This is a genomic window from Pantoea cypripedii, assembly GCF_002095535.1.
Lineage (GTDB): Bacteria > Pseudomonadota > Gammaproteobacteria > Enterobacterales > Enterobacteriaceae > Pantoea > Pantoea cypripedii.
This window is the reverse complement of sequence record NZ_MLJI01000001.1, coordinates 1,483,336-1,500,027: the sequence shown is the minus strand read 5'-3', so window position 1 is coordinate 1,500,027 and position 16,692 is coordinate 1,483,336. Positions and strand designations below refer to the sequence as shown.

Here is a 16,692-nt window from a genome sequence, read left to right as displayed (position 1 = left end):
AATGGCGGAAGCTTCGTGAAAGTCGGGGGGCACGGGAAAATGTGCGCCAGAATGGTAATGGCCTCTGGCACAAAAGTAAATTGCAGCGCGAGGAAACGCAGGTCGAATTGACCTGCGTCATCATTAGCTTGCGGCGTCTTTCATCGGTGTGGTGGTGGCAGCGGGATTACGCAGATACTCACGCAGAATGCCGTGGCGTGCCATCACCCAGAAAATCCCGACGCAGACAAGGAACTCAGCAATCACCATCGACCATGCCGCGCCAATGGCACCGTATTTCCAGGCCAGGAAGGCACAGACCGGAATATTGATAACGCCCGGGCCGAGCATCACCAGCATACGCTGACGCGCCAGACCATGCGGGATCAACACCTGTAAACCAGCCGGGTAAGCAATGTTGCCAAACAGGAAACACAACACAAACACACGCAGCACGTCAGCCGAGGCAACAAATTCCGGGCCGAGCAAAATACGGACCACTTCATCAGCGAAGAAGTACGTGAAGATCACAATACCGAAGCTAAGCAGAAACGAGATCAGCAAGCTCTTACGCGTCGCCGCGATGGCTGCTGCCTTATCACGCGAAAACAGATAACTGACGCGTGGAAAAAAGGCGTTGCCAATCTGTTCCGGCACCGAGTTCGCCGCCTTACGCAGACGGTCGGCCCCGTTATAGATCCCGATGGCATAATGCGAGGTAAAGGCGGCCAGAATCACCACGTTGACGCTGTTAAACAAATTTGCACCGGCGATAGCGATAAAGACGTGCACGCTGTCTTTCAGGCGCTGCATGATTTCACTGGGTTCGAAGCGGTAGCGACCTATCACCTTCATCTTCAGCACAAACCGCAGCGTAATCAGCGCGCTGATAATCGACACCACACCCGGAATCATCGCCGCCAGCCAGGTATCGCTCGGGGTTTTCACCAGCAGAAACGTCAGCGGGATAGCGCAGAAATTGCCAAAGGTGGCAATCACCGCCGTTTTACCGAGCTTCTCAAAGCCCTGCATCAGCCAGCCAAAGGAGAACAGCGATCCCAGCAGCGTGGTGCAGTTTGCCAGCACTATCCAGAACAGGAAATGCCAGGACGGATTCAACCAGGTCGCGAGTAACAGCACACCGCTGGTTGAGAGCATCAGCATCAATTTTGCATTGAAGGTTGACCAGAATATCTGCGTCACCCGGACTTTATCCTCACGATGGTGAGCAATGTCCTTGGTGGTATAAACGTTAAAACCCCAATCTGAAATGGTGCTGCAATAAAGTACGCAGGCGATAGCCAGCGCCAGCACCCCCATTTGATTGACGCCGAGTATCCGCGCCAGATAGGGTAAGGTGACTAAAGGAAAGAGAAATGACGCTCCCCGATAGGCCAGCAAAGATAAAATATTAATCACTAAACTCTTATCGAGTGTTTTTGCCATGACGCAACAACCTTAATGCTCATACCAGCAATGACTTTCGCACTTATTCCTGGTGCAATCAAACCACCGGAACACTTTTCGGAATAAGGCGGTTTTTCTTCAGTTCTTTAATCACTTTGTAATTTTGCATGCGGATAAAAAACTCTGGATAATTCAGCAGCAACCACTCTTTTAATCCGGCAGGTTTGATTTCACGCCCCAGAAAACGGATAGCATTAATCACGTAATAGGGCACCGGCGTGCGGTTATAAAGCGAGAGATAAATCATTAGCCGGAAAGAATGTAACAAATATTCTTTTTGTAACTGACTGCGCCATTTATTTTTCCCTAGCGTGATGATGAGGTCATGATATGCCTGCAGAAACGCATGGTAACGCTGCAAGAAATAATCGCTATTTTTATGCCCATGGGTTAATGACCCCTGGCGGACACGCTGCTGATAATAACTTTTATTACTAACCCAGGCATGGTGACTCTTCAGGAAAGCCCCCAGGCTGAAACAGTGATCTTCATGCACCCGGTGCTGGAAACGCAGATGATATTTATCGATAACCGAGCGTTTCAGCAGGTAGTTCCATGCGGCGGAAGTATAGCTGCCATTACGTAATAAAGAGGAAAACACCTGGAGTGGGGATTGCAGGCCAGACAGTTCATGCCTCACCTTTTTTGAGGTGCGATGCGGCTGGTCATGGTCAAATATGATTGAATTAAAACAGAACAACTCCACCTGAGGATGCGTCTGTACCACTTGCTGTAGCTCGCTGACCAGCCCCGGAGCGACGCGATCGTCCGGATCACAAAAAAACAGAAATTCTCCCCGGGCCAGCTCAATACCTTTGTCACGTGCTAACCCGGCTCCCCCGTTGGGCACAGTGATAATTTGCACCTGTGGCAGGTTGGCATAATGCTGGTTGAGAAGATGCAGCGTGTCATCGGTAGAACTGTCGTTAACGATGATGATTTCATTGGGCGCGGATATTTGCAGCAACAGAGAATCCACGCATTCAACAATATATTTATCTACGTTATAAGTTGGGACGATGACGGAAAGTAATTTCTCTGACATAAGCACTCTCTTTTTAACAACCTGGTAAAAAAACAGCAATCACATCCATGTGCGTCAGAACGCACGGAATGCATCATCAAAAGAATCATTTAGCGTTAGCTTAATCAGAGCGCTGTGCTTTTTACAGCTCCACTTGTTTACCCCCTCCTGACAACGAGCAATAAATTTATTATCAGAAGTGAAGTATTCATTTTTTATTTTTGCTCTGTTGAGTTGTGGTTTATTTTTCTGACCACCATTAAATTTTGCTATTTGTAATTTAAAACCAGCTTGCGTGAATTATCGAGATGAGTGGCTTCTTATTGAATCTATGAAGCTGGAGAAAGTTGACATCAGAAGATACAAAAAGACATAACTGCAACGCAGGGGCACGCGGATGGATGATTGTTTTTATGAGAGATTATCTTCGACATATTACCAGGGTTACGCTTTATCCTGGTATGGTGCTGACATCCTTTCAGAACTGTGCAGATACACTTTTTATCCTTTCACATACTAATAAAATCCCCAGCACGTATTTCATTGCATAAAGGGAGTGAATCATTTCTATTTTATGACATCCGGCTTTTCGGATTAGTCGTAACGCGACCCTGCCATCTTATTATTGACGGCCCCACCCATTTGCAGATTCCGGCTTACCATTGCCGGATAAATCATTTAAGCCCCGCCCCCCGCTCTGTCAGGATTAAGCCATCAGTTCTCAATATCAGATAATCAATAACTTTCAGTTATAAGGAGTGACTATGCGGGTTATTACGCTGGCAGGCAGCCCTCGATTCCCTTCCCGTTCTACGGCGTTGCTGACCCTGTGCCAGCACGTGCTGGAAGCGCGCGGTGTCGAAGTGATTCCCTGGAATATTCACAACTTTCAACCGGAAGACCTTCTCTATGCGCGTTTCGACTCCCCGGCACTGCAGGCACTGAAAGAGGACCTGGCGAGTGCCGATGGCCTGATCGTCGCGACACCGATTTATAAAGCTTCCTTTTCAGGAGCATTGAAAACACTGCTCGACCTGCTGCCAGAGCGCGCACTGGAGCACAAAGTGGTGTTACCCCTGGCAAGCGGCGGTAGCGTGGCCCATATGCTGGCGGTGGATTACGCCCTGAAACCGGTGCTGAACGCGCTGAAAGCCCAGGAAGTGCTGCACGGTGTCTTCGCCGACGATAGCCAGATTAGCCATTACGATCGTCAGCCCGAGCTGGACCAGTTGCTGGCCGCGCGCATTGATGAAGCGCTGGATACCTTCTGGCATGCGTTGCATCGCCGCCATCAACCTTACGCTCAGGCCGTATAAAAGGAAGAGATATGAAAAGGACGCTATCGCGCTGGCTGGCTGGCCTTGCAACGTTGCTGACGCTGACTCTCAGCGTGCAGGCCGCGCAGGCACCCGCCCAGTTTCGTATTGGTTATCAGAAAGGTTCGGTCAGTATGGTGCTGGCAAAATCACACCAGATGCTGGAACAACGTTTCCCGCACACCCAGATTCAATGGATCGAGTTCCCCGCTGGCCCACAAATGCTGGAAGCATTGAATGTCGGCAGTATCGATCTGGGCAGCACCGGTGATATCCCGCCGATTTTTGCGCAGGCGGCAGGTGCCGATTTGCTGTATGTCGGAGCGGAACCGCCGAAGTCAAAAGCCGAGGTGATTCTGGTGCCGAAAGATAGCCCAATCCATAGCGTGGCCGAATTGAAAGGCCATAAGGTGGCGTTTCAGAAAGGGTCCAGCTCGCACAATCTTTTATTGCGCGCGCTGGCGCAGGCCGGTCTGAGCTTCAAAGATATCCAGCCCACTTATCTGACACCTGCCGATGCCCGTGCCGCCTTTCAGCAGGGCGATGTTGATGCCTGGGCGATCTGGGATCCCTATTACTCAGCCGCACTGTTGCAGGGCGGCGTGCGCGTGCTGGCGGATGGCAGCAAGCTGAATCAAACTGGTTCGTTCTATCTCGCCACGCGCAAATTTACCGCAGCCAATGGCAGTTTTGTGCAGCAGGTGCTGCAAACCTTCAGTGATGCCGATGCCCTGACCCGCAGTCAGCGCGAGCAAAGCATTGACCTGCTGGCGCAGGCGATGGGTCTGCCAAAACCGGTGATTGCCAGCTATCTCGATCATCGTCCCCCCACCACCATTACGCCGGTCAGCGCCCATACGGCGCAGGCCCAACAACAAACCGCTGACCTGTTCTATGCCAATCATTTGATGCCGATAAAAGTGAACATCGCCGATCGCATCTGGCAGCCACAGTCCGCCCAGCCTTAAGGAGTCAACAATGAGCGTATCCGTATTCTGGTTTCTTCCTACTCACGGTGATGGTCGCTATCTCGGCACGGCCGAAGGGGCACGTGCGGTTGATCATGCTTATCTGCAACAGGTGGCGCAGGCTGCCGACCGCCTTGGTTTTGGGGGCGTCCTGATTCCGACCGGGCGCTCCTGCGAAGACGCCTGGCTGGTCGCGGCGTCACTGATTCCGGTCACGCAGCGTCTGCGTTTTCTGGTTGCGCTGCGCCCAGGGGTAATTTCCCCCACCCAGGCCGCGCGTCAGTCCGCTACCCTCGATCGCCTCTCTAATGGTCGCGTGTTGTTTAACCTGGTGACCGGTGGTGACCCGGAAGAACTGGAGGGTGACGGCGTGTTTCTTGATCACCGCGAGCGTTACGTTGAGTCCGCCGAATTTACCCGTATCTGGCGTCGGGTGCTGGAAGGCGAAACCGTCGATTATGACGGCAAGCACGTCAAAGTCCGCGGTGCTCGCCTGCTGTTTAAACCGGTGCAACAACCGCGCCCACCGTTGTGGTTTGGTGGCTCCTCCGATGCCGCGCAGGATTTGGCCGCGGAACAGGTTGATGTCTATCTCACCTGGGGTGAACCACCGGCACTGGTGAAAGAGAAAATTGCCCAGGTTCGTGCCAAAGCCGAGGCACAGGGCCGCAAAGTACGTTTTGGCATTCGTTTGCACGTTATCGTGCGTGAAACCAACGAAGAAGCGTGGCGGGCAGCCGATCAGCTGATTTCTCATCTGGATGACGCCACCATCGCCAAAGCACAGGCAGGGTTCGCGCGTTACGATTCTGTCGGCCAGCAACGGATGGCGGCGCTGCACGGTGGCCGTCGTGACAAGCTGGAAGTCAGCCCGAATCTGTGGGCCGGGGTTGGCCTGGCGCGGACCGGTGCCGGTACGGCGCTAGTCGGTGATGGCCCGACAGTGGCGGCACGCATGCAGGAATATAGAGATCTCGGCATCGAGACCTTTATTCTCTCCGGCTATCCGCATCTGGAGGAAGCGTATCGCGTCGCTGAGTTGCTGTTCCCGCATCTTGACCTCGACGTGCCGCAGATTCCTCAGCCGCGTAACATTCAGCCGCACGGTGAAGCCGTAGGCAATGACTATATGCCGCAGAAAGTCGCGCAGAGTTAAGGAGCACATAATGTCCAGGAAACAGCTCAGTAACGCCTTCCTGCCGTGGTTGCTACCAGTGCTGCTGGTGGTGGTCTGGCAGCTGGCATCACAAATCGGGCTACTGTCGACACGTATCCTGCCATCGCCGGAGAATATTTTGATCACTTTCTGGCGTCTCACCGCCAGCGGTGAACTGTGGCAGAACCTCGCCATCAGCAGCTGGCGCGCGGCGATTGGTTTCGGTATTGGCGGATCCATTGGCCTGGTGCTGGGTCTGATTACTGGCACTTCGCGCTTTGGGGAGCGTCTGCTTGATACCTCGGTGCAGATGCTACGTAACGTGCCGCACCTGGCGTTGATCCCGCTGGTGATCCTGTGGTTCGGCATTGATGAGGCGGCAAAAATTTTCCTCGTCGCGCTCGGCACCATGTTCCCCATCTATCTCAACACCTACCACGGTATCCGTAATATCGATCGTGGTCTGGTGGAAATGGCGCGCAGCTATGGCCTCTCCGGCTGGAGCCTGTTTATTCAGGTAATCCTGCCCGGCGCGCTGCCTTCCATCATGGTAGGCGTGCGTTTTGCGCTCGGCCTGATGTGGCTGACGCTGATTGTGGCCGAAACGATCTCCGCCAACTCTGGCATTGGTTATCTGGCGATGAATGCCCGTGAATTTTTGCAAACCGATGTGGTGGTGGTCGCCATCATTCTGTATGCCCTGCTCGGCAAACTGGCCGATGTCGCGGCACAACTGCTGGAACGCGTATGGCTGCGCTGGCATCCGGCTTATCAACTGAAGGAGGCTAACGCATGAGCACTGCAACCCTCACCCCGGCGCGCCTGAACAGCGGCACTCCGGTGGGCGTTAACGGCGTCAGCAAACAATATGGCGACCGCACCATCCTGAATAATATCGACCTGCACATTCCGGCGGGACAATTTGTCGCGGTAGTGGGCCGCAGCGGCTGTGGCAAAAGTACCCTGCTGCGCCTGCTGGCAGGGCTGGAATCCACCACTCGCGGTGAATTGCTGGCCGGGAATGCCCCACTGGCGGCAGCGTGGGAGGATACCCGCCTGATGTTCCAGGACGCCCGACTGCTGCCGTGGAAAAAGGTGATCGATAACGTCGGCCTTGGGCTGAAAGGCCGCGCCTGGCGTGAAAGTGCGCGGGAAGCGCTGGAGGCAGTCGGCCTGGCGGAACGTGCCAATGAATGGCCGGCGGCGCTCTCTGGTGGCCAGAAACAACGTGTGGCGCTGGCGCGTGCGTTGATTCATCGTCCCGGCCTGTTGTTGCTGGACGAACCCCTCGGAGCGCTGGATGCGCTGACGCGTATTGAGATGCAGGGACTGATTGAATCGTTGTGGCAGCAACATAACTTCACGGTGCTTTTAGTCACCCACGATGTCAGTGAAGCTGTCGCCATGGCGGACCGGGTGTTGCTGATTGAAGAAGGCCAGATCGGACTGGATTTAACGGTTGATCTGCCACGCCCCCGCCGTCGCGGTTCTGCCCGGCTGGCCGAGCTGGAAGCGGAAGTGCTGGATCGGGTAATGAAGCGGAGCGCCGCTGAGCAACCGTTGCGATTTGTGCAGCAGCGATAGCAAAACTCTGTAGCGGCGCGATTTATCGCGCGTGTTTTAAAAGACGCGCGATAAATCGCGCCGCTACGGTTCATGCAAATGATTTACGCATTCAACGCTTTGGTGATCTTCTCGTACAGATCTCCGGAGAGTTTATCCAGCCCTTTCAGCGTCTCCAGCGCCTGACGCATCAGTGCCTGACGGCCTGCATCGTAACGTTTCAGACGAATCAGCGGCTCGATCATACGCGCTGCAACCTGAGGGTTACGCGTGTTGAGATCGGTCAGCATCTCCACCAGGAACTGATAACCGCTGCCATCTTTGGCATGGAATGCCGCTGGATTCGCCGAAGCAAACGCGCCAATCAGGGAACGGATACGGTTCGGGTTGCCCATGGTGAAGGAACGATGATGCAGCAGTTCCCGCACTTTGCTTAGGACGTCAGCCGCCGGGCTGGTCGCCTGCAACACGAACCATTTGTCCATCACCAGGCCATCCTGATGCCAGCGCTCATCATACGCCGCCAGCAACGCATCGCGGCACGGCAACTGAGCGGCAACAGCCGCAGACAACGCAGCCAGTGCATCGGTCATATTGGTGGCCTGCTGATATTGTGCCTGCACCAGTTGGTCCGCCTGTTCCGCATCGGCAAACGCCAGATAGCCCAGACATACATTCTTCAGCGCACGCTTACCAATTTCCGCATGCTCGATGTGGTAGACGCTGCTCTGGTTAGCACGATAAACCGCCAGTAACTCATCACTCAGTTCTTTGGCCAGGGTGCGTACCAGCGCTTCCCGAACCTCGGCAATCGCCTGTGGATCAATTACCTCGAACAACTCAGCGATTTCATTTTCTGACGGCAGTGACAGGATCAGCGCCATCAACGCCGGGTCACCCTGCTCATCCAGCAGCACCGCACGGAAGGCATCGGCCACATGCAGCGGCAGCGACAGCGGCTGTCCCTGCTGATGACGCGCCACATTCAGACGGATGTACGTCGCCAGCAGGCTCTGCGCCGCATCCCAGCGTGAGAAATCGTTACGCGCGTGACGCATCAGGAACGTCAGCTGCGCATCGCTCCATTTATAGTCGAGCTTCACTGGCGCAGAGAATTCACGCAGCAGCGATGGCACCGGCTGGAAATAGACGTTATCAAACACGAAGCTCTGGAACTCTTCGGTCACGTTCAGCACATGGTGCACCGGATGGCCGTTATGTTGCAGCGGGATAACCTTGCCTTCGCCATCGTAAAGTTCGATATCCAGCGGGATATGCAGCGGCAGCTTTTCTTTCTGCTCGGCGGTGGGCGGCGTGTGCTGGGTCACGTGCAGCGTATATTGCTCCAGCTCCGGGTTGTAATCATCACGCACCGTCAGCACCGGCGTACCCGCCTGGCTATACCAGCGGCGGAACTGCGACAGATCGACATTGGAAGCATCTTCCATCGCCTGAACAAAATCGTCGCAGGTGGCGGCACTGCCATCGTGACGCTCAAAATACAGCTGCATCCCCTTCTGGAAATTATCTTCGCCCAGCAGAGTGTGCATCATGCGGATCACTTCCGAACCCTTTTCATACACCGTCAGGGTGTAGAAGTTGTTCATCTCAATCACCTGATCCGGGCGGATGGGATGCGCCATCGGGCTGGCATCTTCCGCAAACTGCGCACCACGCATCACGCGCACATTATCGATGCGATTGACCGCGCGCGAGCCAAGATCGGAGCTGAATTCCTGATCGCGGAACACCGTCAGTCCTTCTTTCAGGCTGAGCTGGAACCAGTCGCGGCAGGTGACGCGGTTGCCGGTCCAGTTATGGAAATATTCGTGGCCGATCACCGCTTCAATGCCGAGGTAATCTTTGTCGGTGGCGGTTTCTGCTTTTGCCAGCACATATTTAGAGTTAAAGACGTTGAGACCTTTGTTCTCCATTGCGCCCATATTGAAGAAATCCACCGCGACGATCATAAAGATATCGAGGTCGTATTCGAGGCCAAAACGTTCTTCATCCCACGCCATGCTGTTTTTCAACGAGGTCATCGCCCAGTCAGCACGATCCAGGTTGCCGCGATCGACGAAGATCTCCAGCGCCACATCACGGCCTGAACGGGTGGTGAAGCTGTCGCGCAGCACGTCAAAGTCACCGGCTACCAGCGCAAACAGATAACAGGGTTTCGGGAACGGGTCTTGCCATTTTACCCAGTGGCGGCCATCTTCATGGCGACCGCTCTCCAGCTTGTTACCGTTGGAGAGCAGGAACGGATAGCGTGCCGCATCGGCAATAATGGTGGTGGTAAAACGCGCCAGCACATCCGGGCGATCCAGATACCAGGTGATATGACGGAAACCTTCCGCTTCACACTGGGTGCACAGCGCTTCACCCGACTGGTACAGCCCTTCCAGGGCGGTATTTTTATCCGGATGGATGTCATTAATGATGGTCAGGGTAAAGTTGTCCGGCAACTGGCTCAGCACCAGCGCGCCCTCTTCCTCGCGATAATGCGACCAGGCATTGCCGTCTACCGCCAGCGACACCAGCGTGAGGTCTTCCCCATCCAGACGCAGCTCGGCCTGGCTAGCCCCTAAACGCTTCACCTGGCTGACGGCGGTGACACGCGTGGTAGCCGCATCCAGATCAAACGTCAGATCGATATCGGTGATAGTGAAATCAGGCGCACGGTAGTCGTGACGATATTTAATTTGCGGCTGTTGCGTCATAAATCCTTCTCGCATCGTTAAAATGTTTACCCGTCAAAGTCTAAGCGTGTTGCGCCTCAGTTGCCACGCACAATGCGTGCCTTAGCAGAAAATGCTACAATTTATTAACAATGGCACAAATGACCCTCGACCCGGTACCCGCAAATATGGTGTGATCGCGGTCTATTACTGTTTTATACTCCTGCGTCTTTATGACTTTGTTGAACACCGGGCTATGCTCCGCGGAAGAGGATGCTGAAACGCACCATGACAGGACACGCTTCCCCGATTTTGACCACGCTGCTTGATACCGATGCCTACAAGCTTCATATGCAGCAGGCCGTATATCATCGTTATTACGATGTCCCGGTCACGGCGGAGTTTCGCTGCCGTGGCGCTGAGTTGCTCGGCGTCTACGCGGACGAACTCCGTACCCATATCGATGCGATGCAATCCCTCGCCCTGAGCGAAGAGGAATATCGTTACCTTTCTGCCCTGCCCTTCTTTGATGCCGACTACCTCGGCTGGCTGCGCGGTTTCCGCTTTAATCCCGGCCAGGTGGTGGTGCGTAATGACCACGGCAAACTCGCCATTCAGATTAGCGGTCCGTGGCGTGAAGTGATTCTGTGGGAAGTGCCGCTGCTGGCGCTGATCAGCGAAGTGGTCCACCATCATCGCACGCCGGACATCGGCGTAGATCAGGCGGTCACGCATCTGCAGCATAAGCTGGCTGATTTTCGGCAGAAAGTGGGTGATCTGGATATGTCCCGATTCCATCTGATGGACTTTGGCACCCGCCGCCGCTTTTCACAACCGGTGCAGGAAGCGATCGTCAGCACGCTTAAACAGGATTTTCCGTGGCTGGTTGGCACCAGTAACTATGATCTGGCGCGCCGTCTGCAACTCAATCCGGTTGGCACCCAGGCACATGAATGGTTCCAGGCGCATCAGCAGATTAGCCCGGTGCTTGCCAACAGCCAGCGCGCGGCGCTGCAATCCTGGCTGGACGAATATGATGACCAGCTCGGCATCGCCCTCACTGATTGCATCACCATGGATGCATTTCTGCGTGATTTTGGCCCCGGCTTTGCTCACCGCTATCAGGGCTTGCGCCATGATTCGGGTGATCCGGTGGAATGGGGTGAGAAAGCCATTGCGCATTATCAGCGACTGGATATCGACCCACGCAGCAAAACGCTGGTGTTCTCGGACAACCTTGACCTGGATAAAGCGCTGGCGCTGTACCGTCATTTTGGCCAGCGCGCCAATGTGGTGTTTGGTATCGGCACGCGTCTGACCTGCGATATTCCAGGGGTGACGCCGCTGAATATCGTGATCAAGCTGGTGAGCTGCAACGGCAAACCGGTGGCAAAACTTTCCGACAGCCCCGGCAAAACCATCTGCCAGGATAAGGCCTTCGTACGCGCATTGCGTAAAGCCTTTGACCTGCCGCTGGTGAAAAGAGCCAGCTGACCTTTCTACAGCAGGGTGCCCGCACCCTGCTGTTCTGCAACAAATCTCCCCCTGACCCGGCAATTTTGCTTGTTTCCTGATGGCTCGCAAGTAACATAGCAAAACCCCAAATGGGGGATTACATTACTTCATCTATATAAAGAGAGAAATTTATGAGCGTAGTGCCTGTAGCGGATGTACTACACGGCCGTGTCGCGGTTGACAGTGAAGTCACCGTACGTGGTTGGGTGCGTACCCGAAGAGATTCCAAAGCCGGTCTTTCCTTTATCGCCGTTTATGACGGTTCCTGCTTTAATCCCGTTCAGGCTGTCGTCAATAATTCTCTGAATAATTATCAGGACGAAGTGCTGCGTCTCACCACCGGTTGCTCGGTCATTATTACCGGCAAAGTGGTGGAATCACCGGGTGAAGGCCAGGCGTTTGAATTGCAGGCCACCAACGTGGAAGTGGTTGGCTGGGTTGACGATCCGGACACCTACCCGATGGCGGCAAAACGCCACAGCATCGAGTACCTGCGTGAAGTGGCGCACTTGCGTCCGCGCACTAACCTGATTGGCGCAGTCGCGCGTGTCCGCCATACCCTGGCCCAGGCACTGCATCGCTTTTTCCATGAGAATGGTTACTTCTGGGTTTCCACGCCACTGATCACTGCGTCCGATACCGAAGGTGCTGGCGAAATGTTCCGCGTTTCGACGCTGGATTTGGAAAACCTGCCGCGCGATCCGCAGGGCAAAATTGACTTCGATAAAGACTTCTTCGGTAAAGAAGCCTTCCTGACGGTATCCGGCCAGCTCAACGGTGAAACCTACGCCTGTGCGCTGTCGAAGGTCTACACCTTTGGCCCAACCTTCCGTGCCGAAAACTCCAACACCAGCCGCCATCTGGCCGAGTTCTGGATGCTGGAGCCGGAAGTGGCATTTGCCACCCTGGATGATGCTGCAGCGCTGGCTGAAGCCATGCTGAAGTATGTGTTTAAAGCGGTGCTGGAAGAGCGTGCCGACGATCTGGCGTTCTTTGCCGAGCGCGTAGACAAAGATGCGATTTCGCGCCTGGAACGTTTTGTTAATGCAGATTTCGCGCAGGTGGACTACACCGATGCCATCGAGATTCTGCTGAAAAGCGGCCAGAGCTTCGAAAATCCGGTCGCCTGGGGCGTGGATTTGTCGTCAGAACACGAACGTTATCTTGCCGAGCAGCACTTCAAGGCACCGGTGGTGGTGAAAAACTATCCGAAAGATATCAAGGCCTTCTATATGCGTATGAACGAAGATGGCAAAACCGTTGCGGCGATGGATGTGCTGGCGCCTGGCATTGGTGAAATCATCGGTGGTTCACAGCGTGAAGAACGTCTGGATGTGCTGGATGCCCGCCTCGCTGAGATGGGTCTGAACAAAGAAGATTACTGGTGGTACCGTGACTTACGTCGTTACGGCACCGTGCCGCACTCCGGTTTCGGTTTAGGTTTCGAACGATTAATCGCCTATGTCACCGGCGTACAAAATGTAAGGGATGTTATCCCCTTCCCACGTACTCCGCGCAACGCCAATTTCTAAAATCCGCGATTAATTATAAGTAATTCATATATATAACGAGGTCGGCTTAGCCGGCCTTTTTTATTTTTGTAAATTTAGAGTTCTCTCACAAAGTTCCCGATATTTTACATTTTGTAATACATATTTTCTTTTTGATACTTAATTGCGAGATTAGTAGCATTTTCGGGGTAGAATTACCAACCCCGGAATGGAAAGATGCGTTCAGACACAGGAGACACCAAACTTCTTTCAAGGTTCCCGTAAAGGTTTCTTGACGGCAGTGGCAGGTGTCCAAATAACTCCAATGAGGGTAATAAAAAATGATGAAGCGCAACATTCTTGCAGTGGTTATCCCTGCTCTGTTAGCTGCAAGTGCAGCAAACGCAGCAGAAATCTACAACAAAGATGGCAACAAATTAGACCTGTACGGTAAAGTTGATGGTCTGCATTACTTCTCTGACGACTCAGGCAACGATGGCGACCAGTCTTACGTGCGCTTCGGCTTCAAAGGTGAAACTCAGATCACCGACCAGCTGACCGGTTACGGCCAGTGGGAATACAACATCCAGGCTAACAACTCTGAAGGCACCGCTGACGCGCAAACTGGCAACAAAACCCGTCTGGGCTTTGCTGGTCTGAAATTCGCTGACGCAGGTTCTTTCGACTACGGTCGTAACTATGGCGTTGTTTATGACGCAATCGGCTGGACCGACATGCTGCCGGAATTCGGTGGTGACTCCGGTTACTCTGATAACTTCCTGGCTGGCCGTTCTACCGGTCTGGCAACCTACCGTAACACCAACTTCTTCGGTCTGGTTGATGGCCTGAACTTTGCTCTGCAGTACCAGGGTAAAAACGATCGTACTGACGACATCCGTCGTGCTAATGGCGATGGCTGGGGTACTTCAGTTTCCTATACCTCTCCGATCGGTGTGGGTATCGTAGGTGCTTATGGTTCCAGCGATCGTACCAACGCACAGAACACTGCCACTTATGGCCGTGGTGACAAAGCTCAGCAGTGGGCAACTGCTCTGAAATATGACGCGAACAACGTTTACCTGGCAGCAATGTACAGCGAAACCCGCAATGCGACCTACATCAGCGACAGCAATGGCGCAGATGGTTTTGCTAACAAATCTCAGGTTATCGAGTTCGTAGCTCAGTACCAATTCGACTTCGGTCTGCGTCCGTCTCTGGCCTATGTTCAGTCCAAAGGCAAAGACATCGAGAATATCGGCGATGCTGACCTGTACAAATATGTTGATGTGGGCGCAACCTACTACTTCAACAAAAACATGTCTACCTATGTTGACTACAAAATCAACCTGCTGGACGACGACAACCCGCTGGGTCTGAACACCGACGATATCGTAGCGGTTGGTCTGGTTTACCAGTTCTAATCTGCCGATTAGCACCGCGTAATACCTTAAAAACGGAGCCTTATGGCTCCGTTTTGCATTTCAGTGATCCGCTTCAAAATAAGCAGCATTAATCCCTTCAGCTGTATTATTTCTTTTTCGTCTCAGCGGTTGGCAAGCGTGCCATCTAAAGTTAACCTGATAGCTCATTTTGCTAAAGTTCACGCAACTGGACCTCACTCATGTTTGAATCGATCTCTGCCGCACCCGCCGATCCTATCCTTGGTCTGGCCGACCTGTTTCGTGCCGACGACCGCCCGAATAAAATCAACCTTGGCATTGGTGTTTATAAAGATGAAACCGGTAAAACCCCGGTACTCACCAGTGTTAAAAAAGCTGAGCAATATTTGCTGGAAAACGAAACCACCAAAAATTACCTCAGCATTGATGGCCTGGCTGATTTCGCGCGTTGTACCCAGGAACTGCTGTTTGGCAAAGAGAGCACGCTGGTGACCGCCGGGCGAGCCTGCACCGCTCAAACACCGGGTGGTACGGGTGCGTTGCGCGTAGCTGCCGATTTCCTCGCGAATCAGACCAATGTGAAGCGTGTGTGGGTGAGCAATCCAAGCTGGCCGAACCACAAAAATGTGTTTAACGCGGCGGGTCTGGAAGTCTGTGATTACCAGTATTACGATGCGGCCAACCATACGCTGGATTTTGACGGCATGGTCGCGTCACTGCGTGAAGCCAAAGCAGGTGATGTGGTGCTGTTCCACGGCTGCTGCCACAACCCGACCGGTATCGATCCAACAGCAGAACAATGGCAGCAACTGGCTGCGTTGTCTCAGGCTAACGGCTGGCTGCCGTTGTTTGACTTCGCCTACCAGGGCTTTGCCCGTGGTCTGGATGAAGACGCAGAAGGCTTACGCATTTTTGCTGCTTCGCATCAGGAGCTGATTGTTGCCAGCTCTTACTCGAAAAACTTTGGTCTGTACAATGAGCGCGTTGGTGCGCTGACACTGGTGGCCGCCAACAGCGATGTGGCAAAAACCGCGTTCAGCCAGGTGAAATACAGCATTCGCGCCAACTACTCCAACCCGCCCGCCCACGGCGCGGCCATTGTGGCGACCATCCTCAGTAACGATGCCCTGCGTACCATCTGGCAGCAGGAGCTGACCGATATGCGCCAGCGTATTCAGCGCATGCGTCAGCTGTTCGTCAACACACTGGCTGCGAGCGGCGCGCAGCAGGATTTCAGCTTTATCATCAAACAGAACGGCATGTTCTCGTTCAGCGGCCTGACAAAAGATCAGGTGGTGCGTCTGCGTGAAGAGTTCGGCGTGTATGCGGTGAATTCCGGTCGCGTTAACGTTGCCGGGATGACGCCAGACAATATGTCGGCGTTGTGCGAAGCGATTGTCGCAGTGTTGTAAGGATTAACCCGTAGCGGCGCGATTTATCGCGCATTGCGAAAAAGACGCGTGATAAATCACGCCGCTACGGTTTGTGCATGCAGTTTTATTGCAGAAACGGATTACTGATACGTTCGCGGCCCAGCGTGGAAATCGGTCCATGCCCCGGTACGAAGGTCACATCATCGCCCAGCGGCAGCAGTTTGGTTTTAATCGCCGCGATCAAATCGCTATGGCTTCCCTGGGGAAAATCAGTCCGTCCAACGCCACCGTTAAAGATCACATCCCCGGAGATCAGCAGACGACCAGCGCGGTCGAAAAATACGATATGGCCCGGCGTATGACCAGGGCAATGCAGCACTTCCAGCGTCACTTCACCGACCTGCACCGTTTCCCCCTCTTCCAGCCAGCGATCAGGCGTCAGAGGCGCACATTCCGGCAGACCAAACATCTGGCTCTGCACCGGCAATCCATCCAGCCAGTATTTATCGCGTAACTGTGGTCCGATAATCGGTACCTGAAAATGCGCCGCCAGCTCAGCCGCCGCGCCAACATGGTCGAGGTGTCCATGCGTCAGCAGAATTTGTTGCGGGGTAATGCCACGCTCAGCCAGCACCGCGATGATGGTGGCAGCATCGCCACCTGGGTCCACCAACGCGGCCTGCTGGGTATCATCCCCCCAGATAACTGAACAGTTCTGGGAAAATGCCGTGACCGGAATAATGAGGTAGTTCATAGCGCTCCA

Annotated in this window: 13 protein-coding genes; 9 read left to right on the top strand and 4 right to left on the bottom strand. The window is 53.9% G+C overall.

The window, feature by feature from the left end:
• Nucleotides 1-123 precede the first annotated feature (123 nt).
• Nucleotides 124-1,425, bottom strand: a complete 1,302-nt coding sequence (locus HA50_RS06865) for a flippase (RefSeq protein ID WP_084873729.1) — start codon at nt 1,423-1,425, stop codon at nt 124-126.
• A gap of 58 nt (nt 1,426-1,483) precedes the next feature.
• On the bottom strand, nt 1,484-2,491 hold the full coding sequence (locus HA50_RS06860) for a glycosyltransferase family 2 protein (protein ID WP_084873728.1): 1,008 nt from the start codon (nt 2,489-2,491) through the stop codon (nt 1,484-1,486).
• Between the two features lie 743 nt (nt 2,492-3,234).
• Here HA50_RS06860 and ssuE point away from each other — a divergent pair.
• Genes ssuE through ssuB form a run of 5 tightly spaced genes read left to right on the top strand, consistent with a single transcriptional unit; the run spans nt 3,235 to nt 7,494 of the window.
• On the top strand, nt 3,235-3,786 hold the full coding sequence (ssuE, locus tag HA50_RS06855) for an NADPH-dependent FMN reductase (RefSeq protein WP_084873727.1): 552 nt from the start codon (nt 3,235-3,237) through the stop codon (nt 3,784-3,786).
• Between the two features lie 11 nt (nt 3,787-3,797).
• On the top strand, nt 3,798-4,754 hold the full coding sequence (locus tag HA50_RS06850) for a sulfonate ABC transporter substrate-binding protein (protein ID WP_084873726.1): 957 nt from the start codon (nt 3,798-3,800) through the stop codon (nt 4,752-4,754).
• A gap of 10 nt (nt 4,755-4,764) precedes the next feature.
• Complete coding sequence (gene ssuD, locus HA50_RS06845) at nt 4,765-5,910, top strand: FMNH2-dependent alkanesulfonate monooxygenase (protein ID WP_084873725.1); 1,146 nt, start codon at nt 4,765-4,767, stop codon at nt 5,908-5,910.
• Nucleotides 5,911-5,920: 10 nt separating this feature from the next.
• Complete coding sequence (ssuC, locus tag HA50_RS06840; protein WP_084873724.1) at nt 5,921-6,706, top strand: aliphatic sulfonate ABC transporter permease SsuC; 786 nt, start codon at nt 5,921-5,923, stop codon at nt 6,704-6,706.
• Complete coding sequence (gene ssuB / locus HA50_RS06835) at nt 6,703-7,494, top strand: aliphatic sulfonates ABC transporter ATP-binding protein (RefSeq protein WP_084873723.1); 792 nt, start codon at nt 6,703-6,705, stop codon at nt 7,492-7,494. The genes ssuC and ssuB overlap by 4 nt, the downstream gene beginning before the upstream one ends.
• A gap of 83 nt (nt 7,495-7,577) precedes the next feature.
• Here the strand turns inward: ssuB and pepN are convergent, their stop codons facing one another.
• Complete coding sequence (pepN, locus tag HA50_RS06830) at nt 7,578-10,193, bottom strand: aminopeptidase N (protein WP_084873722.1); 2,616 nt, start codon at nt 10,191-10,193, stop codon at nt 7,578-7,580.
• Between the two features lie 231 nt (nt 10,194-10,424).
• Between pepN and pncB the strand changes: the two genes are divergently transcribed.
• The 4 genes from pncB (at nt 10,425) to HA50_RS06810 (ending at nt 15,968) form a co-directional block, all read left to right on the top strand.
• Nucleotides 10,425-11,645, top strand: a complete 1,221-nt coding sequence (gene pncB, locus HA50_RS06825) for a nicotinate phosphoribosyltransferase (RefSeq protein WP_084873721.1) — start codon at nt 10,425-10,427, stop codon at nt 11,643-11,645.
• A gap of 152 nt (nt 11,646-11,797) precedes the next feature.
• Nucleotides 11,798-13,198 (top strand): asparagine--tRNA ligase, encoded by a 1,401-nt coding sequence (asnS, locus tag HA50_RS06820; RefSeq protein ID WP_084873720.1) that lies wholly within the window; start codon nt 11,798-11,800, stop codon nt 13,196-13,198.
• A 299-nt stretch (nt 13,199-13,497) separates the two neighbouring features.
• Nucleotides 13,498-14,577, top strand: coding sequence for a porin OmpF (gene ompF, locus HA50_RS06815; RefSeq protein WP_084873719.1), 1,080 nt, complete (start codon nt 13,498-13,500; stop codon nt 14,575-14,577).
• Between the two features lie 200 nt (nt 14,578-14,777).
• Nucleotides 14,778-15,968 (top strand): amino acid aminotransferase, encoded by a 1,191-nt coding sequence (locus HA50_RS06810; protein ID WP_084873718.1) that lies wholly within the window; start codon nt 14,778-14,780, stop codon nt 15,966-15,968.
• A gap of 85 nt (nt 15,969-16,053) precedes the next feature.
• Here the strand turns inward: HA50_RS06810 and HA50_RS06805 are convergent, their stop codons facing one another.
• Nucleotides 16,054-16,683, bottom strand: a complete 630-nt coding sequence (locus tag HA50_RS06805; RefSeq protein ID WP_084873717.1) for an MBL fold metallo-hydrolase — start codon at nt 16,681-16,683, stop codon at nt 16,054-16,056.
• Between the last annotated feature and the right edge of the window lie 9 nt (nt 16,684-16,692).